This window comes from Actinoallomurus rhizosphaericola, assembly GCF_024055675.1.
Lineage (GTDB): Bacteria > Actinomycetota > Actinomycetes > Streptosporangiales > Streptosporangiaceae > Actinoallomurus > Actinoallomurus soli.
On the sequence record NZ_JAMXMW010000013.1, the window covers coordinates 116,087 to 138,296 of the forward strand.

Consider the following 22,210-nt stretch of genomic DNA (forward strand, 5'->3'; position numbering starts at 1 on the left):
GGTCGGAGTGGACGGTCAGGCGGGGTCGGAGCGGCTCCCCGAGCGCTCTTCGGCCTCTTGACGGGCTGACGGTTCCCGCGCCGGGTCGCCCTCGTTCGGCTTCGCCGCCCAACTGGCCAGGATCCGCAGTGCCGCGTAGGAAGGGGAGCCGGGCTCGGGACTGTAGATGACCAGGTGCTGGCCGGTGTCTGCCGGGAGCGGCGTGGACTCGAACGGCAGCTCGAGGTTGCCAACCTCGGGATGATGGATGCGTTTGAGGCCGGTGAGGTGGGCGCGGACATCATGCGTGGCCCAGCGGACGCGGAAGTCGTCGCTGCGCGTCGACAGCTCACCGATCAGATCGGACAGCTGCCGGTCGTACGGGTCGCGGCCCACCGCGGCTCGCAGCAGCGCGACGGCGTCGTCGGCGGCCTGCGTCCAGTCGCGCCAGAAGTCACCCGCGCGCCGATCCAGGAACAGGAACCGGGCGTGGTTCGGCGGCTGAATGGGGTCGTCGAAGATCGGGGCGTACAGGGCACGTCCGAGTTCATTGGCGGCCAGGATGTTCAGGCGCCCGTCGACCACGAACCCGGGCGCCATGGTCAAAGAATCCAGGATGCGCTGCACCGTCGGGCGGACGCGGACCTGTGGCGGCCGGCGCCGCTGCACGGGCCGGCTTCCGCTCACGGCCCGTATCAGGTCCACAAGATGGGTGCGCTCGGCGTCGGTGAGCTGCAGGGCGTGTGCGATTCCGTTCAGGACGCTCTCGGAGACGCCCTTGACGTTGCCGCGTTCGAGCCGGGTGTAGTACTCGCTCGAGATGCCCGCCAGCGTGGCGACCTCCTCACGGCGCAGACCCTTGACGCGGCGACTGCCGCCATAGGCCCGCAGCCCGGCCTGCTCCGGGGTGATTCGCGCGCGCCGGGTCGTCAGGAACTCCCGGATGTCCGCGCGGACCTGCTGTTTCTCGGCCATGTCCCGACCATACGTGCGGCCTCACCGGCCAGAGAGACCCTGCCAGGACCCCCTTCGGGGTACCCCCGGCAACAGGAACTCCCGCACGCGGAGGATCTCCGGTTGCCTGGAAATCGTCACGGACGGCGGCGACGCGAAGCTCACCGGCATCGCCGGTGCCGCCTTCTCATCACCTCGACCGCAGGAACCACGATCCATTCATGTCTGAGACCACACCCGTTCCCATGCCGGAGACGCGACCGGATCCGCGGCGCTGGAAGGCGCTCGCGTTCATCTCCGTCGCCCAGTTGATGGTGCTGCTCGACGGCACCATCGTGAACATCGCGCTCCCGCGCATGCAGACCGCCCTGGGCTTCTCCAACGCCGACCGGCAGTGGGTCGTCACCGCCTACACCCTGGCGTTCGGGGGGCTGCTCCTGCTGGGCGGACGCCTCGGGGACATGGTCGGCCGCAAACGTGTCTTCCTCACCGGCCTGGCCGGCTTCGCCCTCGCCTCCGCGCTCGGCGGCGCGGCCACCGGCACCGGCATGCTGCTGGGCGCCCGCGCTCTCCAAGGTGTCTTCGGGGCCCTTCTGGCCCCCGCCGCCCTCTCCCTGGTCGCCACCATGTTCACCGAGGCCGGGGAACGCGCCACCGCGTTCGGGATCTTCAGCGCCATCGCCATGGCCGGAAGCGCCCTCGGACTGCTGCTGGGCGGCGCGCTCACCCAATACATCGACTGGCGCTGGTGCCTCTACGTCAACGTCGCCTTCGCCCTGGTCGCCATCGGCGGCGGCCTGGCCTTCATCCGCGAGCACGGCGGCCACGCCGGCCACCGCCTCGATCTACCCGGCACCGCGCTCGGCACCGGTGGCCTGCTCACCCTCGTGTGGGCCTTCGCCAACGCCGAACAGGGCGGCTGGGGCTCCGGCCTGACCATCGGCCTGTTCATCGCCTCGGTGGTCCTGCTCGCCGCCTTCGTCGTCGTGGAGTCGCGTGTCCGGACGCCCCTGCTGCCGCTGCGAATCGTCACCGACCGCACCCGCGGCGGCATCTACCTCGGCATCGGGCTGGCCATGATCGCGATGTTCGCCCAGTTCCTGTTCCTGGCGTACTACCTGCAACTGGTCAAGGGCTACTCGCCACTGCGCAGCGGCGTCGCGTTCCTGCCCATGACCATCTGCCTGACGACCGGGTCCACCCAGATCGGCGCCCGGCTCATCAACCGTGTCCCGGCGCGGCTGCTGATGGTCCCGGGCATGCTCGCCACCGCCCTGGCCATGGTGCTGCTGGCGCAGCTCACGCCGGACAGCTCCTACTGGACGAACGTGCTGCCCGCCCAGGTCGTCCTCGGGCTGGGCATGGGCACCGCCTTCACCCCCGGCATGAACCTCGCCACCCACCGGGTGCGGCCCCAGGACACCGGAATCGCCTCCGCCATGCTCAACACCTCCCAGCAGGTCGGCGGTTCCATCGGCACCGCACTGCTCAACACCATCGCCGCCGGGGCCACCACCGCCGGGGCCACCACCGCCTGGGCCACCGCCCACACCCCGGCGACCGGCACGTCCCCCCGCCGGTTCGCGCTCCAGGCCGTTACGCACGGCTACACCACCGCGTTCTGGTGGGCCGCCGGCATCCTCGTCCTCGCCGCCGCCATCGTCGCGCTGTGCGTCCGTGCCCGGCATGACAGCGAGACGGACCGGTCCGACGCGGCGACACCGGTCATGGCCCACTGACCTGGTCACTCATCGACAGCGGCGACGGCCGGAAGCCGGAAGGGGGCACCAGCAGGGACTCCCTGAACCGACGGCACCTTCCTAGCGTGGGTCACCGGACGACCGCCTCCCGACACGATCACCGGAAACGGAGACAGATCATGCAGAAGCGAACCCTTGGCACCAGCGGTCTGGAGGTCTCGGCCATCGGCCTGGGCTGCATGGGAATGAGTTACGGCCTCGGGGCCGCCGGAGACCGCAAGGAGATGATCGGCGTCATCCGCGCCGCCGTCGAGCACGGCGTCACCTTCTTCGACACCGCCGAGGTCTACGGCCCCTTCATCAACGAGGAACTCCTCGGCGAGGCCCTCGCCGGGATCCGCGACCAGGTCGTCATCGCCACCAAGTTCGGCTTCGACATCGACGCCGACGGCCGCCAGCACGGCCTGTCCAGCCGCCCCGAGCACATCAAGCAGGTCGCCGACGCCTCCCTGCGCCGACTCGACACCGACCGGATCGACCTGTTCTACCAGCACCGAGTCGACCCCGACGTCCCGATCGAAGACGTCGCCGGCGCGGTCAAAGACCTCATCGACGCCGGCAAGGTCGGCCACTTCGGCCTGTCGGAGGCCGGTGTGTCGACCATCCGCCGAGCACACGCCGTCCAGCCCGTCACCGCCGTGCAGAGTGAGTACTCCCTGTGGTGGCGCGAGCCCGAAGCCGAGATCATGCCAACCCTCGAAGAACTCGGAATCGGCTTCGTCCCCTTCAGCCCGCTCGGCAAGGGCTTCCTCACCGGCACCGTCGACCGGACGACGCCGTTCGCCGACAACGACATCCGGGCTCACATCCCGCGGTTCTCCCTGGAGGCCCGCGAGGCCAACCTGGCCCTGGTGGACCTGCTCGGGGACATCGCCGCGCGTAAGAAGGCCACCCGCGCGCAGATCGCGCTCGCCTGGCTGCTCGCCCAAAAGCCGTGGATCGTGCCGATCCCGGGCACTCGGCGACTGGAGCGGCTCCAGGAGAACATCGGCGCCGCCGCCATCGAGCTCACCACCGAAGACCTCGCCGACATCGGCACCGCCGCCGCGCGGATCGAGGTCCAGGGAGCCCGCTACCCCGAGCACCTCCAGCGCCTCATCGACCGCTGACATTCGCCATCGATGAGGGCGCTCTCACCAAGGAAACGGCATGACATCACGTACCTGGCTCATCACCGGTGTCAGCAGCGGCTTCGGCCGCGAGCTCACCGAACAACTCCTTGCCCGCGGTGACCGCGTCGTCGGGACCGTCCGCGACCCTGGCAAGGTCGCCGACCTGGCCGGCGAGTACCCCGACACGTTCCACGCCGAGGTCCTCGACGTGACCGACACGGCCGCGGTCCGGCAGACCGTCGACCGCTCCTTCGCCGACCTCGACCGCATCGACGTGGTCATCAGCAACGCCGGGTACGGGCTGTTCGGCGCCGCCGAGGAGCTCACCGACGCTCAGATCGATCACATCATCGCCACCAACCTGACCGGTTCGATCCAGCTGATCCGCGCCACGCTGCCGCACCTGCGCGCCCAGGGTGGTGGCCGGATCATCCAGATCTCCTCCTACGGCGGTCAGGTCGCCTTCCCCGGCAACTCGATGTACCACGCGACCAAATGGGGCATCGAAGGGTTCGCGGAATCCGTCGCCCAGGAGGTCGCACCGTTCGGCATCGGCGTGACCATCGTCGAGCCGGGCGGCGCCCGCACCGACTTCCGCTACGGCAGCGCCCGCGTCGCCGACCTCATGCCCGAATACGACGGAACCCCCGCACACGCCTTCCAGAAAATGCTCGACCCGGCCAATGGCCTGGCCCCCGGCGACCCCGCCCGCATGGCCGCCCGGATCATCGAAAGCGTCGACGTCGAACCGGCGCCGCTGCGCATGGTCCTCGGCTCCCAGGCCCTGGAGAACACCGTGACCGTGCTACGCGACCGCATCACCAGCTTCGAAAAGCAGACCGAACTCGCCGCCTCCACCGACTTCCCGCCGGATGAGTGACACCACACCCAGAGGAGAACCTCGCCGCCGACCGGTTGAGCTCACCGCCGAGCCGTTCGCCCGGCGCAGCGGCCCCCGGACGGGCCGATCCCGCCGCCGCCCCTGGCCGGGCCCGGGCACCGGACCGCTTCGAGGTGACCGCGGAGGGCAGTCTGCAGGCGGCCCGGCGGCTCCACGACACCGGCACCGGCACCGGCACGGGCGCCGGCACGGGCGCCGGCCGGATCGCCGTGCTGAACTTCGCCTCGGCCCGCAACCCCGGCGGCGGATACCTCGGCGGAGCCCGCGCGCAGGAGGAGGACCTGTGCCGGCACTCCCTGCTGTACCCGTGCCTGCTGCGCGCCCCCGAGTACTACGAGGCACACCGCGCCTCCCGCGACCTGCTCTACAGCGACCGCGTCATCTGGTCCCCCGACGTCCCGGTCCACCGGGGGAACGACGGAGAACTGCTGCCCGCGCCGTACCCGGTGTCGTTCCTGACCTGCCCCGCGCCCAACACCGGCGAGGCGCTGCGCCGCGACCCGGCCGTGGCCGACCGGATCCCGGCGGTGCTGCGCGCCCGGGCGCGGCGGGTGCTGTCGGTGGCCGCCCACCACGGCGCGCGCCGGCTCGTCCTGGGCGCCTGGGGCTGCGGGGTGTTCCGCAACGACCCGCGTCAGGTCGCCGAGGCGTTCCACGCCCACCTGGCGGCGGGCGGGGACTACGCGGACGTCTTCGACCACGTGGTGTTCGCGGTGTGGGACCGGAACCCGGAGCCGGCCAACCGCGCCGCGTTCACCGCGTACTTCGCCGCCGAGACCGGCACGGCACGGCCGGCCTGAGACGATGCCCGTCGTGACCGGTTCGGTGGGGAGCCGGTCGTCAGCCGTGGCCGTTCGGGCGGTCGGCGGCGTCGAACATGGAGCAGTTGTGCTTGACCAGGGGCATGTACTGCTCAGCCCACGCTCGCAGACTCTGTAGCGGCGTGACGAGCGTCGTGCCCAGGTCGGTCAGACGGTAGTACACCCGTGGAGGCTTGCTCGCCTCGACACGACGATCGACGAGTCCGTCTCGTTCCAGCGCCCTGAGGGTCTGCGCCAGCATCTTCTGCGATACACCGGTCATCTCGCGCTTCAACTCGGTGAACCGCAGCTCGCCCTCGGCGGCGGCGAGCGACAGCACCGCCATGGTCGTCCATCGCGACGCCACCCGGTCGAGCAGGAGCCGTGTCGGGCACAGAGGATCGAACAGGTTCCCCTGCCGCGAGGTGGTTACCACGGGGTCACCTGGTGTCGGCAAAGTGCCTTCTTCCCGGCTCATCGAAGGTCTCCTATCGTTACCACGTTCCCAAGCGTAACCATGGAGGGCACCTGTGCGCCAGATGACGCTTTCTCCTCACCTTCCCGGCGCGACCGTGCACCGGATACCGATCGACGGGGTCGAACTCGCCGTGGAGACTCTCGGGGAGGGGCCGGCCGTGCTGCTGCTGCACGGCTTCCCGCATACCCGCGCGATCTGGCGGGAGGTCGCACCCCGGCTGGCCGCGGCGCGTTTCCGGGTCATCGCGCCGGACCTGCACGGGCTGGGCGACAGCACACCCGCCGTCCGCGGCTACCAGGCATCCGCGATCGCCACGGACCTGCTCCGGATGCTGGACGCCCTCGGTGACCGCGAGGCACACGTCGTCGGCACCGATCTGGGTGTCACTCCGGCATTCGCCTTGGCGGCATCGTCGCCCGAGCGCGTGACCAGCCTGACCCTGTCCGAAGGGCTGGTCGGACTCCTGCCCGGCGCCGAGTCCTTCCTACGGCAGGGGCCGCCGTGGTGGTTCGGCTTCCACCAGGCGCCCGGGGGTCTGGCCGAGGACGTCCTGGAGAACTCGGCGGAGCGCTACGTCCGCTTCTTCCTCTCCGCCGGCAGTCGCCGGGGTCTGCCGGAAGACCTCACACGGGTGATCGTCGAGGCCTATCGCGGCAGAACGAGTCTCCACAATGCCTTCGAGCACTACCGCGCGGCGCCGGCCACCGCGGAATGGATCGGTAACTGGGCGCGGGACCAGCGACTGACGGCGCCGGCCCTCGCCATCGGCGGTGGCGCGATCGGCGCGGCCACCGCTCGCCAGCTCGAGCCGATCACCGGCCGCCTCACCCAGCACCTGCTCGAGGACTGCGGTCACATCACCCCGATCGACCAGCCGGACGCCTTCGCCGGCCTCCTCATCCAGCACGCCCGGGCCGTATGACTCACACCTTCACGACCCATCCGCAACAAAGCCGACCAACTCTCAACAAGGAGGAGATATGAGCCGCGAGCAGCGCGAGGCCATCCGGCGGCTCCGCGCGTCGTCCCCCCTCGACCTCGGCGGCGCGGTCCACGAACAGCGCGTCCTGTTCGAGCAGCTGTTGTCCCACCATCCCGTCCCTGAAGACGTCATCGTCACCGAAACCCACTACGACACGATCCCCGGCCTCTTGGTCGAACGCGCGGAAGAGCCCTGCATCGGCACCGTCCTGTACTTCCACGGCGGGGCGTACGTCTTCGGGTCGGCGCGCAGCTCGCTGGGGATCGTGGCAGACCTCGCCCGCAGGTCACAGACGCGGGTGATCACCGTCGACTACCGCCTGGCACCCGAGCATCCCGCCCCCGCCGCCACCGAGGACGCGGTACGCGCTTATCGCGCCCTGCTCGCCTCCGGCGTCGACCCGCAACGGGTCGTGGTCGCCGGCGAGTCGGCCGGCGGCGGGGTGGCGCTCGGCCTGCTGGCGGCGCTTTCCTCCGCCGGCGAGCCGATGCCCGCCGCAGCGTTGCTGTTCTCGCCGTGGGTCGACCTCACGCTCAGCGGCGATTCGATGACGGTCAGAGCCGAGGCGGACTTCATCGTGAGCCGCACCGCCCTCGAACGCCGCGTGCGCGACTACGTCGGCGACCCATCCGCGGCGAAACAGCACAGCCCGCTGTACGCGGACCTGCACGGGCTGCCGACCACGTTGATCCAGGTCGGTTCTGACGAGGTGCTGCTGGACGACTCCACCCGGCTCGCGGCAAGGCTCGTGGCGGCCGACGTGTCGGTGACGCTGGACGTCACCGCGCAGGCGACGCACGTCTTCCAGTCATTCGCCGCCTCGTGGGACGAGGCCGACGCGGCGATGACCCGCGCGGCCACATTCGTCCGCATGACGCTCAAGCCGTGAGCAGCAGGCCACCCGCCCGGCGACGGCTGAGTCACCGCCACCCGCGTCGGAACGGTCGGCGGCGGTGACTCAGCCCGCACCGGCTCGCTACCGCCGTCGGCCGCTCGGTCCCTGGTCGAGGGCTGCGCCCGGGACGGGCAGCGGCGCCATCGGCGCGGCGCCGGCGCGCCGTTCGAAGGCGAGCAGGTGCCGCTTGCGGTGCAGGCCGCCGCCGTACCCGGTGAGGTCGCCGGAGGATCCGACGACGCGGTGACACGGCAGGATGATGCCGATGGGATTCCTGCCGTTGGCCAGCCCGACGGCGCGGGCGGCGGTGGGCCGGCCGATCCGCTCGGCCAGTTCCCCGTACGCGACGGTCTCTCCGAAGGGGATCTCCCGCAGTGCCGCCCAGACCTGCTGCTGGAACGCCGTGCCGGTCGGGGCGAGCGGCAGGTCGAAGACCGTCCGCCGGCCGGCGAAGTACTCCTCCAGCTGGCCGATCACCGCCCCGAACGAGGGCCCGCTCGGCGGCTGGGCCGTCTCACCTGGGGTTGATCACGGTGACTTCGACGCACGCCTTCAGGTGGGCGGGGATGGGTCGTCCGCCGGGGCCGCGGCCGCTGCGGCTGCTCGCCGCCCATTCGATGCCGTCTTTGTCGCGGGTGATGTCAGGGGCCGACCGGTGGTGGCTCCTGGTGGCGGCCGGCGAGCCGGTCCATGACGCCAGCACCTCGCCTGCGCCAACCCGGGGTGCCGTTAACGGACGTGTCACCAGCCGCAAACGAGGCGGATTTGCCGTGATCTAGCAGCTCGAACCGGTGGTTCCCGGAAGGATTCGGCCATGGGTCGACAGCCGGTCGGGATGGATGAGCTGGTCGAGCACTGGACGGTGCTCGATGAGGAAGCTGAGCTCGTTGCGGGTCAGCGTGGCGCGACGCGGTTGGGGTTCGCGTTGCTGTTGAAGTACTACACCAGGTATGGCCGGTTCCCTCGGGGGCGGTCAGAGTTCGCCGACGAGGTCGTCGAGTACATCGGCCGGCAGATGAAGGTCCCCGCCTCGGAGCTTGGCTTTTATGAGTGGTCCGGACGGACGATCGAGTACCACCGGGCGCAGATCCGCCGGCACCTGGGCTTTCGGGTGTGCGGGGTGGCTGATGCGGAGAAGCCGACGGCCTGGCTGGTCACCAACGTCGCGCACGCTGAGCGGCACCCGGATCGGGTGCGTGAGGAGCTGCTGAAGCACTGCCGGGCCGAGCGCGTCTCCCCGGTGGTCAGCCGCTCGAGCAGGAAGCCGCGCAGGGTGGCGAGGATCATCTCGGAGACCTCACGCCTCCGCCGATCGGGCCACCGCTCCGGGCAGAGGGACTCCAGGACGGGCAGATACTGCCGCGACGCCTCGGCGGGCGAGTTCGGAATGGCGGCCGGGGTCGTACATGGCCATGCCGATGGCCTGGTCGAGCACGCGGCGCAGCCGTGAGTCCTCCTCCAGGAGGGTGGGCCACACGACGCGGATCCGCGCCGCCAGCGTCTCCTGGCCCGACGCCTCGCGCGCGGCGGCCAGCGCGTTGTCGATGCGCCTCTCCCGGAGCTTGAAGATCACCTGGCGGAGCAGGTCCTCGGCGCCGTCGAAGTGGTAGAGCAGCACCTTGTGCGTCGTCCCGGCCGCCCTCGCCGCCCGCCGCAGCGAGAAGTCCACGAGCCCGTTCGCGGCGACGTCCTCGGTGACGCGCTCCAGCAGTTCCCGGCGCCTGGCCTCCCCGTGCGGTGACCCCGCCGACCGCCGGTAGCCCGTCTTCGGTGACACCTCATCAGCCGCGGATCCCATGCGCACAGCTTTCCACGGTCCGCGACCGCGACCGTACTTCGGCCCGTGTCCGCCCGTCGCGGCCCCGGCTTCCGCCACCGGGCGCCGCGCGTGGACGACGGGCGCGGCCCGATCGGCGCTCACGGGCCACGGCGGGTCGCGCCCCCGGTCTCGGTCAGGACGAACGGGTTCCGAGGCCCGCCTGCTCCCCTTCCCGGGCGCCGGCCCCGGCGGTCTCACCGGTGCGCTGGTGACGGCCGCGCAGCACGGAGGCGAGGGCGCCGATCAGGGCCAGGGCCAGGGCCACGGTGAAGACCGTGACGAGCCCCTGGTGGAACGGGCCGGTCACCAGCCTCGGGAAGAACCGGGTGCCGGTGAGGGTGTGGACGTCATCGGCGGGCAGGGTGTTCAGGACGCCGCTCGGCGCGAGCAGGTGGCCGATCGGGTTGTTACCGAGGAAGGTGGCGAACAGGCTGCTGACCGGCGGGAGGTTCGCCACCTGGGCCGCGGTGCCGGCCGGCACGCCGTGCGCGCGCAGGCCGCTGTCGAGCGCGCCGGGCAGCGAACCCGCGAGGCCGGTGATCATCAGTGAGAAAGACAGGCCGATCGACAGGGCGGTACCGGAGTTCTGGAACGTCGAGCGCATGCCGGAGGCGACGCCGCGCTGGTCGGGCGGGACACTGCCCATGATCGCGGAGGTGTTGGGGGCGGCGAACATCCCCTGGCCGAGACCGCTGAGCAACAGCATGGCCGCGAAGGCGGGATAGGGGAAGTCGACCGGCAGGAGGAGCAGGCCGAGGAACGCCGCCGCCACCACGAGCAGCCCGGCCGTGGAGAACAGGCGCGCGCCGAAACGGTCGGACAGCCAGCCGGAGATCGGCCCGCCCAGCAGGAACCCGATCGTCAGCGGCAGCATGAAGACGCCGGCCCACAGCGGGGTGCGTTCGAAGTCGTAGCCGCGCAGCGGCAGCCACATGCCCTGCAGCCACATGATCAGCGTGAACTGCAGGCCGCCGCGGGCGATCGCGGTGAGCAGCGCCGCCAGGTTGCCCGCGGCGAAGGCGCGGATGCGGAACAGCCCGAGATGGAACATCGGCTCGGCGATCCGGGTCTCCGCGATGCAGAAGGTGACGAGCAGGGCCAGGCCTCCGCCCAGGGCGCCGAGCACGTACGGGTTCGTCCACCCGGTCGAGTGGCCGCCGTAGGGCTGGATGCCGTAGGTGATGCTGATGAGGAGCGCCCCGGCACCGGCGGTGAACGTCAGGTTGCCCACCCAGTCGATGCGGCCGGGCCGGCGAGAGCCGATCTCGCGCAGGCTGCGGTAGGACCACACGGTGCCGAGCACGCCGATCGGCACGCTCACCCAGAACACCGCACGCCAGTCGATGGCCGCCAGCAGGCCGCCCGCGAGGAGCCCGATGAACTGGCCCGCGAGCGCGGTGATCTGGTTGATGCCGAGCGCCATGCCGCGCTGCCGGGCCGGGAAGGCGTCGGTGAGGATGGCGGCGGAGTTCGCGGTGAGCATCGAACCGCCGACGGCCTGCACGATCCGGAAGCCGATCAGCCACAGCGCGCCGCCGCCGCCCCTGAACGGATCGAGTGACAGGGCGATCGAGGCGGCGGCGAAGATCGCGAAGCCCGCGTTGTACATCCGGACGCGGCCGAACATGTCGCCCAGCCGGCCCAGCGCGACCACGAGCACGGCGGAGACGAGCAGGTAGCCGAGGATCATCCACAGCAGGTAGCCGATGTTGCCGGGGGCGAGCGGGTCCAGCCCGATGCCGCGGAAGATCGACGGCAGGGAGATGATCACGATCGAGGAGTCGATGGTCGCGATGAGCACGCCCATCGTCGTGTTGGACAGCGCGACCCACTTGTAGCGCCCGTTGTCCTCCTGGGCGCGCCCGCGTTCGTCCGCAGAGCCCATACGTCCGTTCACTCCGTCCGTCACAGCCGTTCCGCCAGTCGGTCGAGCAGGGGAAGCGCCGGAAGGAGCGAGCGCCGCTCGGCCGGCGTGAGCTCCGCGTCGATGACGGCGGCCAGGCGCCGTACGGATTCCGAGCGCCGGTCGGCGACCAGCGCGCGACCCGCCTCGGTGATCGTCAGCACCGCCCGGCGGCCATCGCTCTCGTCCGGGCGCCGGGCGACGAGGCCGCGTCCCTCCAAGGCGGCGAGAGTGGTCGCCATGGCCTGGGGCCGTACGCCCTCGGCGGCGGCGAGCATGCTCGGCGACCTCGGACCCTCCCGGTCCAGCCTGGCCAGTGTCGACATCTCCGAGAGCGCCAGGCCCGCGGATCCCTTGGCCTGGCGCATCTTGCGCGCGATCCGGCCCACGCTCAGGCGCAGCGCCGCCGCGATCTCGCTCGCATCCGGATCGCCCGGGTCTGCGGGCGATACGTCGATCTTGTCCACAGATACTAACGATAACTTAATAAGGCTGTTTTAACTATCTACGGCGACCTATGCGCCCGCCGGCGGTCCCGCCACCGCAGTGACGGCGGGACCGCCGGCGCTCAATCCGCCGCCGGCGAAGTGTCCCTGGCCGACCCGGCGACCGAGTACGGCGTCGGGGCACGTGCCGTCGCGCCTGCGGATTCACGCGGGCGCGGGGCCGGCCTTCAGCGTCCCGCGGCTGAAGGTCCGGAGGATCCGCTGGTGGGTCTGGCGGGGAAGGGACCGGCTGCCGGGCTCGCCGAGAGGCGTCCCGGGCCGCGCCGGAGCCTCGCCCAGCAGATCGTCCAGACCGGCACGGGCCACCATCAGCAGACCGTGGGTGGCCCGGGTACAGGTGACGGCGAGCCGGCCGAACGCCGAGTTGAACTCGTCCAGCCGGTCGGCCCCGGACAGCGGGTGGACGGCGACGGTGACGGCGTTGGTCTGCCCCTGCCAGGAGTCGACGGTCGAGGCGAGCAGCACGCCCGGCGGCAGGCCGTACTTGTCCGTCAGGCGCTCGACCATCGCGGTCGCGTCGTCCACGGCCTGGTTGCGGGTGGCGAGGACGACGATCAGGGGATCCCCGGACGGCGCGCCGGAGGTGATCCGCTCTTCGCCCACGGGCCGGCCGGCGCCGTCGTACCGGCGGCGCGTGATCGCGAACCCGTTCTCCAGGAGGGGCATGAGCGCCTCCTCGACCACGCCGAGCAGGTCCGGGTCGATGTCCGGCGCCTCGGGGTCCGGGAGGCCGCCGACCTCGAGCAGGGTCGGGGTGCCGGTGGCGACGGACGCCCAGACCGCGGCGGCGGGCCCGGTCATGGCCGGCAGCTCGACGGTCCGGTCTCCCGGGGCCGCCACGCAGTCCAGCCGGTCCCAGTCACCGTAGAAGGCCCGCCAGAGGGGAAGCTGCGCGGCCGTCGGGCGCCACACGGCGGGAAGGTCGACGGCGAAGGTCTTCTCGTCCTTCTCGTAGGCGGTCGGCCAGGCGCGGTAAGGGTTGTAGCCGGGGTCGCCGCGCCAGGGGTTCTGGCCGGGGTCGATCGGTGGCAGCTGGCCGACGTCACCGACCCCGACGGACAGCGGGGCCAGCCCCTCGACCGTCGCGTACCGGTGGAGGGGAAGCTGCCACGCCTCGTCGACGAACAGGACGTCGAAGGGCAGCGTCGCGTTGACGGCGGGGCCGAGCCGGTCCAGGAACCGCTGCTGCTCCCCCCACGCGCCCATCTTGTGCGAGGTTCCGAGGACCACGGCGCAGGTGTCGGGGATGGCGCCGGCGGAGGTCGCGACGGAGACCTGGTCGAGCACGTCCTGCGGGACCTCGGGCAGCCGGTCCTTCGCCACGAACAGGCAGACCCGGGAGGCGCCCAGTTCCCTTCCCAGGTCGCCGGCGAGGGGGAACACCTGCTTGTTCGCGAAGGCGGTCACGGCCACCCGGCCGCAGTTCTCATGCGCCAGGGCCTCCCGGACCATGCGCACGAGCGCGTAGGACTTGCCGGCGCCGGCGGCGGCGCGCAGCAGGATCCTCTCGTAGGCGGCGGTGCCCTCGATGGCCGCCAGGAGGGCGTCGATGGCCCTCTGCGCGGCCTCGATGTTCCCCACGGCCGCGGCGTCGTGGTGAAGCGCGTCCTCGGGCGGTGCGGCGGGGGCCGAGAAGGTGATCGTCATCGCCGTTCAGTCCAGGTCGTCGAGGGTGAGATGGCCGGGGACGGGCGCGGCCGCGAGCGGCGGTCGCTCGTCGTGCGGTCCGACGTCGAACCGTTCTTCGTCCACCAGCGGCGGCCAGACCTCCGGGTTGAGCTCGCCGCGGGACCGGCGCTCGGCCAGTGTGTCGGCCCACTCGGCCTCGGCGGCCGTGTGCGGCCGGCAGCAGTACTGGTGCTCCTCCGGATCCTCGGTGTAGGCGTCGGGGGTGCAGGTGGGCTTCGGGGCGGACCGGTCGTCCGGGGACGGCCGCTTCACGGCGATCTCATGACCCGACTTGAACCGGGTGAACCAGGCGGTGTCGGCCAGGACCAGGGTGTCGCCGACCGCCAGGTCGGGGACGACCAGGGGGTCCCAGCCGAGTCCTCCGGCGTCGTCGATGCGCCTCAGCGTCCCGACCGGCATCCGCCCGAGCTTGAAGGACCCTTTCTGGATCTTGAAGACCGTGTCCGGCCGCTCGACGACGGCGTGGTCGCCCACGTGCAGGGCGACGACCTCCGACCCGTCGGCCAGGCGCCGTGACCTCACGTCGAGCCGGATGGGGTCGAGGCCGATCACCGTCGCCAGGGCCAGTTCGCGGACGCCCGCGTCGGCCGCCCTGTCCCGCGCGGCCGCGGTGTCGGCCAGGCAGGTGAGCTGCTCGAAGCACGTACGGTCGGCGTCCAGGAGGTCGACGTGGGAGTTGCGCCAGCGCGGGTGCATCCGGGAGAAGCGGACGAGGTCGGATGCCTGCAGCGCGACGCGGCGGCCCCAGATCTCCTGCGCGTCGGCCTCCAGGACGCGGTGCGCCTCGCGCAGCCGGGAGATCCCCAGCCCGCCGAGGACCCGATGCGCCCGCTCGAGCACCTCGACGCGGTAGTCCAGGGCCGCGCCGACCAGCGCCTCGTACGCCGCCGTGTCCTCCGCGCGGCGCGCCCTGTCGATCGCGTCGGAGGCGACGTTGGACAGCCGGGCGCCGGGGGTCTCCGGTCGCTCCGCGACGGCGTCGGAGACCTCGCGGTGGTCGAGCGGGCCGGTGGCCTCGGCCCAGGTGAGGAGGTAGTCCAGGCGGCCCGCGTCGACGGCCGGGCCGCCGGGCGTCACGTGCGCGGCCAGCACGGCCCGCAGGTCGACGACGGGCGTGCGCAGGCTCATGGCCCGGGCCCGGTCCTGTTCCAGGAGGAAGGCGACCGCGAGCCGCTCGTCGTCGTGCAACGGCTCCGGCAGCGTCGCGGGCTCTCCGTCGAAGGTCAGAGCCGGGCGGCCGCTGTCCAGGTCGTGCTGCCAGCGCAGCCGGCTGAGTTCGACGCCGGCCAGGGAGTCGGCGGCGGTGGCCAGCAGGTCGGCGGTCGGCTGGTCCGGAACGACCAGGTGGACCGGCCCGGTGCCCGCCTCCCGGCTCTCGCGGATGGCCGCGCCCAGGATCCGCATCACCGCGCGGCGGGTGAGCGGGGACTGCGGATCGGCGAACACCCGCCGCGTCCAGGCGGTCGGCCCGTCCGCCCGCATCCGCCGTACGGCCACGCCGTGCGCGCCGAGAGCCGACGCGTCCGACTTCACGAGGACGAGATCGATGGTGCCGGGCAGTCCGCACGGGTCGGTGCGCAGTCGCCCGGTCCAGGACGGCAGGCCCGTGACGGTGGCGCGCACCTGGTCGACGACGCTCCGCGGCGCGGACCCGTCGGCGCCGTCCCCGGACACCAGGCCCGCCACGGCGGGACGTCTGAGCCGGTCGATCCCGATCTCGGTGAGGACGGCGAGCGAGTCGCCGGAGCCGCGCAGCTCCGCCCGGCAGTAGAAGAACAGGTTGCAGGTCGCGCAGCCGTGCGGGTCGAAGTTCGCGGTCAGGCCGGCGACGTACGGGCCGAGCCCGTTCTCCGCGGGCGCGTCGTCGCCGAGCTCGGCCCTGGCCTTCAGCCGTTCGTCGGCCCTCGTGCGAACCTCGATCCGGTGGTCGTCCAGCGACTCCACGACGGCCTCGGGCTGCAGGAAGGCGTTGCGCGGCACGGCGAGCGCCCCGCAGCGGTGCACGCGCATGCCCGCCGGCAGACCGCTCCACGCGGCGGCGGACTCGGCACCCAGCGCGACCTGCAGGAAGCCCTTGAGCATCCGGCCGTCGTCGATGCGCGAGCGGATCCGTTCGTAGTCCTTGGCGTCGCCCATGATCAGCCAGGAGCCGGCGGTCCGGCCGTCCTCCTCCCGGGGACAGACGATCGCGAAGTCCGGCTGGACGGGGGTCGCGTCGGGGATGTCCTCGAGGTCGAGGTACGGGACGGCGAGCGCGGTGAGCATCGTGGCCTGGCCGGAGGACTCCGCGTCCCGGTGGGCGGCGGCGAGTTCGGCGGCGGTGCCGGCGACGGTGCCGTGGCAGTCGCGCCTGCGGACGGCCTCGGGGCGGGCGAGGTCGAGCCGCCCGACCGTCTTGGTGAGCAGCTCGGAGACGAAGCGTTCGGAGCGCACGAGGCTCTCGAAGGTCATCGCCCGCGTCCACCGGGCCTCGGGGATCCCGGCACCGGCGTCGGGGTGGCCGATGCGGGCGGCCAGGACCTTGCGTGTCCTGCGGGTGATGAAGGGATCGGTCAGCCGGAACCGTTCGCACCCGGCATGCGCCGACGCGGCCACGGCACTCGTTCCGCCCCCGGACTGCAGTCCCCCCATGTCCCGCCCTTCACTCTTCGCACGCTTCGCTACGTGACTGTAGAGCGAGATGCCGGATCATGGCGCATCGTTGCGTGCGAACGCCCCGGCGCGGCGCGCTCACCGGTCAGCAGGCTCCGCAGTTCCTCACAGGCCTTCCTGATCAGCCGCGAGACGTGCATCTGCGACAGCCCGAGCCGCCCGGCGATCTCCCGCTGGTTCAGGTTCCCGCGGAAGATGCCGTTCGATGAGCTCGGCCCGCAGTGCGGTGTGCTCCCGCGATCCAACCGGAAGTGCCCGTAGTTCGCGGAACGAGGCGAGGTCGTCTTCGCAGCGGGCGCTGCGTGCGTGATCCGGCACGGTCTCTCCTGGAGCCTTGATCGTCGAGCTTCGATCTGAGGGCGACTCCGGACGGCCTACCCGGGATTCATTGCACTAAGCAACGTTTTCTCCGCGCAGGCGTTATCTGCGTCTTCGAGGCAAAAGACGGCGATTGTCGAGTTTTTACAGCTTCGTGCCCACGTGCAGTGGAGGTTGCGGGTAGCCGACCGCCATACCCGTCTGCGCGTGTGGACGGTCCGCCGGACGGCCCCGAACGACACAGGGAGTCAGAGATGGGACAGAAGGTCAGCGACTACATCCTCCATCGGCTCACCCAGTGGGGCATCCACCGCGTCTACGGATATCCCGGAGACGGGATCAACGGTTTCCTCGGCGCGTACGACCGGGCGGGCGGCGACCCGGAGTTCATCCAGCCGCGGCACGAGGAGATGGCCGCGTTCATGGCGTGCGCGCACGCCAAGTTCACCGGCGAGGTCGGCTGCTGCACCGCGACCTCGGGACCGGGCGCGATCCACCTGCTGAACGGCCTGTACGACGCCAAGCTGGACCACCAGCCCGTGCTGGCGATCGTCGGCCAGCAGAAGCGGATGTCGCTGGGCGCGCACTACCAGCAGGAGGTCGACCTCACCACCCTCTTCAAGGACGTGTCGGAGTACGTCGAGGTGTGCATGGCGCCCGCCCAGGCCCGCCACCTGATCGACCGGGCACTGAAGATCGCGCTGACCACCCGCGGCGTCGCGACGGTCATCGTGCCCGAGGACGTACAGGAGTCCCCGGCCGAGCCGTCGCCGCCCAAGGAGCACGGCGCCGTCTATTCGAGCGTCGGCTGGGCCAAGCCGCGGCTCCTGCCCGACGAGCAGGAGCTCCGCAAGGCGGCCGAAATCCTCAACGCCGGCCAGAAGGTCGCCATGCTCATCGGCCAGGGCGCCGTCGAGGCGGCTCCGGAGGTCGTCGAGACGGCCGACCTCCTGGGCGCCGGTGTGGCCAAGGCGCTCTTGGGCCGCGCAGCCTTGCCCGACGACCTGCCGTTCGTCACCGGACCGATCGGCCTGCTGGGTTCCAAGGCCAGTGACGACATGGTGATGAACTGCGACACGCTCTTCATGATCGGCACCAGCTTCCCGTACGCCGAGTGGCTCCCCGACGAGGGCAGCGCCCGCGGAGTGCAGATCGACATCGACGGCCGGATGATCGGCATCCGCTACCCCATGGACGCCCACCTCATCGGCGATTCCAAGGAGACGCTGCGGGCGTTGATCCCGCTCCTGAAGCGCAAGGCCGACCGATCCTGGCGGCGGGAGATCGAGGAGAACGTCCGCAAGTGGTGGCGCATCGTCGACCGCCGGTCCCACCAGAGATTCACGAAGATCAACCCGCAGGCCGTCGCTTGGGAGCTGTCCGGCCGGCTGCCCGACGACGCCATCCTCACCGCCGACTCCGGCTCCTCGACCACATGGTGGGCGCGGCAGGTCAAGCTACGCCGGGGCATGAAGGCGTCCCTGTCCGGAACGCTGGCCACGATGGGCCCGGGGACCCCGTACGCCATCGCGGCGAAGTTCGCCTACCCCGACCGGCCGGTCATCGCGTTCGTGGGCGACGGCGCCTTCCAGATGAACGGCATGAACGAGATGATCACCGTCAAGCGTTACCTGGGCCGTCTCAGCCGCTCGCCGCTGATCTTCTGCGTCTTCAACAACCAGGATCTCAACCAGGTCACCTGGGAACAGCGGGCGATGGCCGGCGATCCGAAGTTCCTCGGCTCCCAGTACATCCCCGACGTGCCGTACCACAAGTGGGGCGAGCTGCTCGGGCTGACCGGCATCTACTGCGACGACCAGGACGCGGTCGGCGACGCCTGGGACCGCGCCTTCGCCGCCAAGGGACCCGTGGTGCTGGAGTTCATGGTCGACCGGGAGGTCCCGCCGATGCCCCCGCACATCATGTGGGAGCAGGGCAAGAAGGCCGCCAAGGCCGCCCTGCACGACCCGGAGAAGGTCGGCATCGCGGTCGCGGGCTTCCGGCAGAAGCTCGCCGAACTGTACGAGGCGGTTCCGGGCCGCGACAGGCGCTGAGCGCACCCCGGCGACCGGCCACGAGGGCGTCTCCCGCAGGACCCGCGGACGCCCCGCCCGCAGGCACGCGGCCGCAGGCGCGCGGCCCGCAGGCGCGCAGCGAAGAGGAGGAGCATCATGACCCGAACCGGCAGCCGCGTCGACGTCCCGGCCAAGAGCGCACCGCAGGTGCCGGCGCCGCCCCGGTCGTCCCAGGTCGTCAAGGTCCGCGCGCTCGAACGCGCGCTCCGCGAGCAGGTCGAGGGCGAGGTCCGTTTCGACACCGCGTCCAAGGCGATGTACGCCTCGGACGCCTCCAACTTCCGGCAGGTGCCGATCGGCGTCGTCGTCCCCAGAACCCTCGACGACGTGGTGGCGGTGCACCGCGTGTGCGCGCGGTTCGGCGCTCCCATCGTCAACCGCGGGGGCGGCACCAGCCTGTCCGGGGAGACGGTGAACTACGCGGTCGTCATCGACCACACGAAGTACCTCACGAGGATCGGCGAGACCGACGCCGCACGGCGGCTGGTGACCTGCGAACCCGGGGTGATCAACGAGCAGCTGAACAAGAGGACCGGTGAGAAGGGACTGGTGTTCGGTCCCGACCCCTCCTCCCATTCGCGGTGCGCGATCGGCGGCAACCTCGGCAACAACTCGTGCGGCATCCACTCGCTGCAGTCCCAGCTGTACGGTCCCGGCCCTCGGACCTCCGACAACGTCCACGCCATGGAGATCGTGACCTACGGCGGAGAACGGTTCTGGGTCGGCAACGGGGAAGAGGACCGGCTGGAGGAGATCATCACGGCCGGTGGCGTCAAGGGCGAGATCTACGCGAGACTCCGGGACCTGCGGGACCGGTACGCCCACGCGATCCGCGCCGGATACCGGCCGGTCAGTGAGCTGCCGCGCCGGGTCTCGGGCTTCAACCTGGACGAGCTGCTGCCCGAGCGCGGGTTCAACGTCGCCAGGGCGCTCGTGGGCACCGAGAGCACCTGCGCGACGGCCTTGCGCGTGACGCTCATGCTGACCCCGGCCCTCATGATGCGCACCACCGTGGTCGTGGCCTTCGGTGACATCGCGGACGCCGCCGAGCACGTGCCCGAGATCGTCGAGCGCTGGCGGCCGATCGGCCTGGAGGGCATCGACCGGCAGCTGATCCAGAACCAGCGGCAGGAGCACCGCAACGTCGCCGCCATCGGGCGACTGCCCCACTCCGGCGACGCGGACGGCTGGCTGCTGGTGCAGTTCGGCGCCGACACCGCCGAGGAGTCGGTGAAGACGGCGCACGACTTCATCGCATGGCTGTGCGCGGACAAGGGGTACGCCCGGGATCGGATCGACGTCCTGAAGAGCGAGGAGGAGGGCGGCGTCAGCGAACGGGTATGGGCGATCCGCGAGGGCGGCCTGGGCGCCACCGCCTTCCCGCCCGACGGCCGGGACCACTGGCCCGGCTGGGAGGACTCGGCCGTACCGCCCGAACGGCTCGGGGACTACATCCGCGACCTGCGCGAGCTGTGGGACCGGCATGACCTGCACGGTCAGGTCTACGGGCATTTCGGGCAGGGTTGCCTGCACTCACGGATCAGCTTCGACCTGCGGACCGCGCAGGGCATCGCGAACTATCGTGCGTTCATGGAGGACGCCGCCGACCTCGTGGTGTCCTACGGCGGCACCCTGTCCGGTGAGCACGGCGACGGCCAGCAGCGCGCCGAACTCCTGGACCGGCAGTACGGGCCCGAGCTGATCCAGGCGATGCGGGAGTTCAAGCTGATCTGGGACCCCGAGTGGAAGATGAACCCCGGGAAGGTCGTCGACCCGTACCGGCTCGACGAGAATCTGCGGCTCGGCACGTCCTACGACCCGCCCCGGCCGCGTACCAGGTTCACCTACCAGGAGGACGGTGACGACTTCGCCCACGCCATGCTCCGCTGCGTCGGCGTCGGGAAGTGCCGGGTCCCCGAGGCCGACGATCAGGTGATGTGCCCCAGCTACCAGGTCACCCGTGAGGAGAAGCACAGCACCCGAGGCCGGGCCCGGCTGCTGTTCGAGATGCTCCAGGGAGACGTGGTCACCGACGGCTGGCGGTCCCGGGAGGTCTACGACGCGCTCGACCTGTGCCTGGCCTGCAAGGGCTGCACGAACGACTGCCCGGTCAACGTCGACATGCCGACGTACAAGTCCGAGTTCCTCTACCACCACTACCGCTCACTGCGCCGGTGGCGGCCGCGCTACGCCTACGCCATGGGGTTCATCGACCAGGCCTGCCGCCTCGGCGCCCGGATCCCCGAGATCGCCAACGTCTTCCTGCACGCGCCGGGCCTGGCACGGCTGACCAAGTGGGCCGGTGGGGTCGACCGGCGCCGGCCCGCCCCCTGGTTCGCCCCGATGACGCTGCAGCGGTGGTTCCGGGAACGCGGCGGCACCACCAACCCCTACGGCCGTCCCGTGGTGCTGTTCCCCGACACGTTCAACAACCACTTCCACACCGACGTGGGCGTGGCCTGCGTCGAGGCGATCGAGGCCGCCGGCCGGCAGGTCGTCATGCCGGAGGGCCACGTGTGCTGCGGCCGGCCACTGTACGACTACGGCTTCCTCGACATCGCCGAGCGCTACCTGCGCGACGTCCTGGACGTCCTCCGCGAGCACATCCGCGCCGGCACCCCCGTCGTCGGGATGGAACCCAGCTGCGTCGCCGTCTTCAAGGACGAGCTGGCCAGGATGCTGCCGCACGACGACGACGCCGCGCGCCTCGCCCGCAACGCCTACCACTTCGCCGAGTTCTTCCAGGCCTTCGGCATCGAGCCGCCCCGGCTCGAGGCGAAGGCGCTGCTGTGGGGCCACTGTCACCACAAGGCCACCGGCGGCACGGAGCCCGAGAAGGACCTGCTGGCCGGGATGGGTCTGCAGGTGCGGGAGGTGGAGGGAGGATGCTGCGGCCTCGCCGGCTCGTGGGGCTTCGAGCAGGGCAAATACGACATCTCCCTCGCCTGCGGGGAACAGGCCCTGCTGCCCGCGGTGCGCCGGGCCGCCCCGCGCACGCTGGTCGTGGCGAACGGGTTCTCCTGCAAGAGCCAGATCGAGGACGCCCGCACCGGTCGCCGCGCGATGCACGTCGGCCAGGTCATGAAGCTGGCCCGCGACGCTCGTCACGGCGAGCGCCCGGCGGACCGGCCCGAGCAGGGAGTCGTCGGCGTGCGACCGGCTCCCCCGCTGGGCCGGCGCGTCATGCGCGTGGCGCTGCCCGTGGCGGTCGGCGGGGCCCTGGGCGCGGGAGCGTTCCTGGCCGCCCGGAACCGCCGCTCGACGCCGCCCGCCCAGAGCCGCCCGGTCGCGTCGCTCGTCCGCGCGGCCCGGCCATGAGCCGGGGACGGCCGCCTGCCGAAGGCGAGCACCACCGTCCATGAGGGCGGTCCCGGGCTGAAGGCGATA

Annotated in this window: 16 protein-coding genes and 2 pseudogenes; 9 read left to right on the plus strand and 9 right to left on the minus strand. The window is 71.4% G+C overall.

The window, feature by feature from the left end; all coding sequences use genetic code 11:
* Nucleotides 1-15: 15 nt before the first annotated feature.
* Nucleotides 16-954, minus strand: a complete 939-nt coding sequence (locus tag NE234_RS27085) for a helix-turn-helix domain-containing protein (protein WP_252783472.1) — start codon at nt 952-954, stop codon at nt 16-18.
* Nucleotides 955-1,154: 200 nt separating this feature from the next.
* Between NE234_RS27085 and NE234_RS27090 the strand changes: the two genes are divergently transcribed.
* The 4 genes from NE234_RS27090 (at nt 1,155) to NE234_RS27105 (ending at nt 5,506) form a co-directional block, all read left to right on the plus strand.
* The gene (locus tag NE234_RS27090; RefSeq protein ID WP_252783473.1) at nt 1,155-2,672 is read left to right on the plus strand and encodes an MFS transporter; all 1,518 of its coding nucleotides are present in this window, start codon (nt 1,155-1,157) and stop codon (nt 2,670-2,672) included.
* A gap of 140 nt (nt 2,673-2,812) precedes the next feature.
* Nucleotides 2,813-3,802, plus strand: coding sequence for an aldo/keto reductase (locus tag NE234_RS27095; RefSeq protein WP_252783474.1), 990 nt, complete (start codon nt 2,813-2,815; stop codon nt 3,800-3,802).
* Nucleotides 3,803-3,842: 40 nt separating this feature from the next.
* Nucleotides 3,843-4,685, plus strand: a complete 843-nt coding sequence (locus tag NE234_RS27100) for an SDR family oxidoreductase (RefSeq protein ID WP_252783475.1) — start codon at nt 3,843-3,845, stop codon at nt 4,683-4,685.
* A complete protein-coding gene (locus tag NE234_RS27105; protein ID WP_252783476.1) occupies nt 4,682-5,506 on the plus strand; it encodes a TIGR02452 family protein in 825 nt (274 codons plus the stop codon). The genes NE234_RS27100 and NE234_RS27105 overlap by 4 nt, the downstream gene beginning before the upstream one ends.
* A gap of 40 nt (nt 5,507-5,546) precedes the next feature.
* On the opposite strand, the gene NE234_RS27110 is transcribed toward NE234_RS27105, so the two are convergent.
* Entirely contained in the window at nt 5,547-5,942 is a 396-nt protein-coding gene (locus NE234_RS27110; RefSeq protein WP_252783477.1) for a winged helix-turn-helix transcriptional regulator, read from the minus strand.
* A 103-nt stretch (nt 5,943-6,045) separates the two neighbouring features.
* On the opposite strand from NE234_RS27110, the gene NE234_RS27115 reads away from it, so the two are divergent.
* Nucleotides 6,046-6,906, plus strand: a complete 861-nt coding sequence (locus NE234_RS27115; RefSeq protein ID WP_252783478.1) for an alpha/beta fold hydrolase — start codon at nt 6,046-6,048, stop codon at nt 6,904-6,906.
* A gap of 58 nt (nt 6,907-6,964) precedes the next feature.
* Nucleotides 6,965-7,855, plus strand: coding sequence for an alpha/beta hydrolase (locus NE234_RS27120; RefSeq protein ID WP_252783479.1), 891 nt, complete (start codon nt 6,965-6,967; stop codon nt 7,853-7,855).
* 87 nt (nt 7,856-7,942) lie between these two features.
* Here the strand turns inward: NE234_RS27120 and NE234_RS27125 are convergent.
* A pseudogene (locus tag NE234_RS27125) lies at nt 7,943-8,347 on the minus strand (methylated-DNA--[protein]-cysteine S-methyltransferase); the annotation flags it as partial.
* A gap of 349 nt (nt 8,348-8,696) precedes the next feature.
* On the opposite strand from NE234_RS27125, the pseudogene NE234_RS46070 reads away from it, so the two are divergent.
* Nucleotides 8,697-9,083, plus strand: a pseudogene (locus tag NE234_RS46070) (DUF4158 domain-containing protein); the annotation flags it as partial.
* A 75-nt stretch (nt 9,084-9,158) separates the two neighbouring features.
* Here NE234_RS46070 and NE234_RS27130 read toward each other — a convergent pair.
* The 6 genes from NE234_RS27130 to NE234_RS27155 all read right to left on the minus strand — a co-directional run bounded on the left by NE234_RS27130 (nt 9,159) and on the right by NE234_RS27155 (nt 16,675).
* Nucleotides 9,159-9,659, minus strand: coding sequence for a TetR/AcrR family transcriptional regulator (locus tag NE234_RS27130; RefSeq protein WP_252783480.1), 501 nt, complete (start codon nt 9,657-9,659; stop codon nt 9,159-9,161).
* Nucleotides 9,660-9,813: 154 nt separating this feature from the next.
* Nucleotides 9,814-11,565, minus strand: a complete 1,752-nt coding sequence (locus NE234_RS27135) for an MFS transporter (protein ID WP_252783481.1) — start codon at nt 11,563-11,565, stop codon at nt 9,814-9,816.
* A gap of 20 nt (nt 11,566-11,585) precedes the next feature.
* A complete protein-coding gene (locus NE234_RS27140; protein ID WP_252783482.1) occupies nt 11,586-12,050 on the minus strand; it encodes a MarR family winged helix-turn-helix transcriptional regulator in 465 nt (154 codons plus the stop codon).
* A 183-nt stretch (nt 12,051-12,233) separates the two neighbouring features.
* A complete protein-coding gene (locus NE234_RS27145; RefSeq protein ID WP_252783483.1) occupies nt 12,234-13,736 on the minus strand; it encodes a hypothetical protein in 1,503 nt (500 codons plus the stop codon).
* Nucleotides 13,737-13,742: 6 nt separating this feature from the next.
* On the minus strand, nt 13,743-16,409 hold the full coding sequence (locus NE234_RS27150; protein WP_252783484.1) for a hypothetical protein: 2,667 nt from the start codon (nt 16,407-16,409) through the stop codon (nt 13,743-13,745).
* Nucleotides 16,410-16,438: 29 nt separating this feature from the next.
* Complete coding sequence (locus NE234_RS27155) at nt 16,439-16,675, minus strand: sigma factor-like helix-turn-helix DNA-binding protein (RefSeq protein WP_252783485.1); 237 nt, start codon at nt 16,673-16,675, stop codon at nt 16,439-16,441.
* A 327-nt stretch (nt 16,676-17,002) separates the two neighbouring features.
* Here NE234_RS27155 and NE234_RS27160 point away from each other — a divergent pair, with 327 nt between their 5' ends.
* Entirely contained in the window at nt 17,003-18,802 is a 1,800-nt protein-coding gene (locus NE234_RS27160) for a thiamine pyrophosphate-requiring protein (protein WP_252783486.1), read from the plus strand.
* Between the two features lie 117 nt (nt 18,803-18,919).
* A complete protein-coding gene (locus NE234_RS27165) occupies nt 18,920-22,141 on the plus strand; it encodes an FAD-binding and (Fe-S)-binding domain-containing protein (protein WP_252783487.1) in 3,222 nt (1,073 codons plus the stop codon).
* Nucleotides 22,142-22,210: the final 69 nt, after the last annotated feature.